Consider the following 3,180-nt stretch of genomic DNA (forward strand, 5'->3'; position numbering starts at 1 on the left):
GCCTGGACATGCCTGGCCCAGGACTCGCGCCGCGCGTGCATCGTTTCCATGTGAATCCCCTGCTGAAAAATACAGAGGATGCGGGCAGGGGTGCTCGAGGAGAAGGTGGGCGGGCTGGACGCTTACGGTGGAAGTGCCTGAAGGTCCTGTAGCTCAACTTCGAGCCAGTCATCGAAATCAGACAAATCACCTGTCGTACATTCAGCCGTGATGCCGACGGTCGCAAGATTGGCCGGGATCGTACCGGTTGCATTGTCCAGTGCCTCCGCAATCGTGACGGCTGCCGGGTTAGCTAAAGATGCCGAGGGCATTTTCGGATTGCTGCTCATTTGAAGTTCTCCACTATCGCTTGATATAGGTTCCTTACACACATAGTTGTCCGCCAGGTTCACTTCAGCTGCCGGGCGAATGACCACGACCCGATTTCCGGCAACAGCTTTTCCTGCCGCCTGAGCTGCGGCACAACCAAAACACTCAGCACTTGCATTCAAACCCGTTCGCAGCGGCCAACGTTGTTAATGTCAGCGCTCACCCCCCCCCTGACGAAACCGCCCGTCAGGGTTCCGGGACATTGCCGTCAATCCAGCAATAACGGGGTGGCGGCGCGGAGGGAACGACGCGATCAAATCGCGCGAACCTGGAAAAAGACCGGCCAATGATGACCCCGCCCCTGGACACCATGTAGCTAGCTTCCCCCCCCGCAGTGACTCGGAGTGGCCGAATCAAACGCTCGACATCTCTGATCCAGAACGAGTGGCCACTGGCATCAGCGACGCCGTCCCAGACATGGGTCTGGGTTTCAACGATATCGGGAAGCGGGTCTACATCAGGAGCCTGGCGATACCCCTGAAACCGCATCGTGACGAGATCCCCATCTTGAATAGCTGGAAACGGTGGCGAGCCCTGATTGATGCGGATTTCAACGCCCACCCAGATCGGCGGTATACAGGCACACGTCATCCATTTATTCGGATTGTTTATTGGGTCCGATTCCGTCTGCGGAAACAGCGGCCTGAGGTAAGTCGGGGCGGGAATGGCAACACTCAGACCGGCTCGCGCCACCTCTGAAAATTGCGGATTGAGGTTACCGGCCCGATCTCTCAGACGGTAAAAGCAAAAGATAAACAAGGCGCCCGGGAAACTTCGAAAAATCGTATCAGGGACGTCGACGAGTATTTGGCCCGTAGCACTGACCTGCGGTGGTGAAATGAAGCTGGGCGCCCCCGTAGGCAGAGCGTCCATTGCCGAGAAGTACAAAAGGATTTCGTCACCCTCCTCTCGCCCCCGATAATCACCCGGTATTTCCATCGGAACCAATGGGTTGAGGTCCAGATAATCAAGGGTAATCGGATCGACAGGAAAAATTGCGGGCGCGAGTGTCCCACCGACACCTGGGGCGTCGCGATCGATTCGAAGCGCCGTGAGCTGCGAAGTATCAAAGCTTGGGTTAGACGGCGAATCGACATGTATGCGAAATGACAGGTCTACTCTTGCGCTGTTCAGCAGAAATGCCTGAGGAATCGACGCAGGATAGGGAAAGTCAGCAGCCGTAAGTGGACCATCCAATCTCAACGGCGGAAGCACATCAACGGGTGCATCGCTATGGTCATCCCATACAAATACGACGAAGTGGGTATCGCCGACACCCGGCAGAAACGACCAGGGCATGGGAAGCTCCACCTCCAGATCTCTGAAATAGTACTGCGCAGGCACCAGTCCATCGGCGAGGGCATGCACCACGGTAGGCCCGTCCAGAGCAAGAGTGCCGCCTGAACCAGAAACTGCGGTACTCACTGGACTGTGCTTTTTTCGCCCACTCATGCTGCTACCCCTGGAATGACCGTTTAACTGTTTATGGCTTGTGCAGCGCCGTTCACTTGGGGCCAATTGAACACGCCATATATCGGTTTGGATACTGTCAGAATTAACAGGTAGGCTGACCACTCATCAGTTTTGCGGATGTGGCGCATGGTCATACCCCCTCAATAAAACTTGACGTAAGTAGCTCGCTGGTGTTTTCTGAAACCGGTTTCAATCCGTTACCCATTCCAATAAGAAAGGCTTTACCGTGACTCCATTTTCAGCCGCCCAGCGCAGCCGCGTGACCATGCTCGACGTCGCCGAGCGCGCTGGCGTGTCCAAGGCCAGCGTCTCGCGCTTTATCGGCGATGACCGCGCCCTGCTCTCCGATGCCATCGCCCTGCGCATCGAACAGGCCATCGACGAACTCGGTTATCGCCCCAACCAGATGGCCCGCGGCCTCAAACGTGGACGCACGCGCCTGATCGGTATGCTGGTGGCTGATATCCGCAACCCCTATTCCATCGCGGTGATGCATGGCGTCGAAACCGCCTGCCGCCAGCACGGTTACAGCCTGGTGGTGTGCAACACCGACCGCGATGACGAGCAGGAGCGCCAACACCTGGCCGCGCTGCGCTCGTACAACATCGAAGGGTTGATCGTGAACACCCTGGGCCATCACCTCGACCAACTGCTCGAACTGCAACGGGAAATGCCCCTGGTGCTGGTGGACCGCAAGGTCGAACCGCTGCACAGCGACCTGGTCGGGCTGGATAACCCGGCGGCGGTGCGCATGGCGGTGGAACACCTGGAGCAACAGGGTTACCGCGACGTGCTGCTGGTAAGCGAGACCACCGATGGCACCAGTTCACGTTTGGAGCGTCTGGAGAGTTTCAACACCGAGATTGCCAAGCGCCCGGCGTTAAAAGGTGCCGTGGTTGAACTGGACGGTAAACTGGAAAACCGTCTGCAAGCCTTTCTCGCCAACCCCGGCCCCAAGGCACTGTTTTGCGCCAACGGCGTGGCAGCACTGGCCTGCACCCGTGCACTCAAGGCCCTGGGCTGTGACCTGTTCGGCGAGGTGGGCTTGATCGCCCTGGATGACCTGGACTGGTACCCGCTGGTGGGCAACGGCATCACCGCCCTCGCCCAACCGACGCAAGCGATTGGCGCCAGCGCCTTCGACTGTTTGCTCAAGCGCCTGCGCGGCGATACCGCCCCCACCCGCACCCTGGATTTTTTACCCGAGCTGATTATCCGTGGCTCGACTCAATCCCCTGTGGGAGCGGGCTTGCTCGCGAAGGCGGTGTGTCAGCCGCTTCCAAGCTGACTGACACACCGCCTTCGCGAGCAAGCCCGCTCCCACATTTTGTTTTGCGT

At 58.3% G+C, this 3,180-nt stretch carries 3 protein-coding genes; 1 reads left to right on the forward strand and 2 read right to left on the reverse strand.

The features are described from left to right. Positions 1-122 precede the first annotated feature (122 nt). Complete coding sequence (locus tag GIW04_RS29285) at positions 123-491, reverse strand: hypothetical protein (RefSeq protein ID WP_236270603.1); 369 nt, start codon at positions 489-491, stop codon at positions 123-125. Between the two features lie 64 nt (positions 492-555). Next, on the reverse strand, positions 556-1,821 hold the full coding sequence (locus tag GIW04_RS29290; RefSeq protein ID WP_034135481.1) for a hypothetical protein: 1,266 nt from the start codon (positions 1,819-1,821) through the stop codon (positions 556-558). A gap of 247 nt (positions 1,822-2,068) precedes the next feature. On the opposite strand from GIW04_RS29290, the gene GIW04_RS29295 reads away from it, so the two are divergent. Further along, positions 2,069-3,130, forward strand: coding sequence for a LacI family DNA-binding transcriptional regulator (locus tag GIW04_RS29295; RefSeq protein WP_034135480.1), 1,062 nt, complete (start codon positions 2,069-2,071; stop codon positions 3,128-3,130). The last annotated feature ends 50 nt before the right edge of the window (positions 3,131-3,180 follow it).

It is taken from the genome of Pseudomonas sp. PA-4-8C (genome assembly GCF_021606625.1).
GTDB lineage: Bacteria > Pseudomonadota > Gammaproteobacteria > Pseudomonadales > Pseudomonadaceae > Aquipseudomonas > Aquipseudomonas lactis.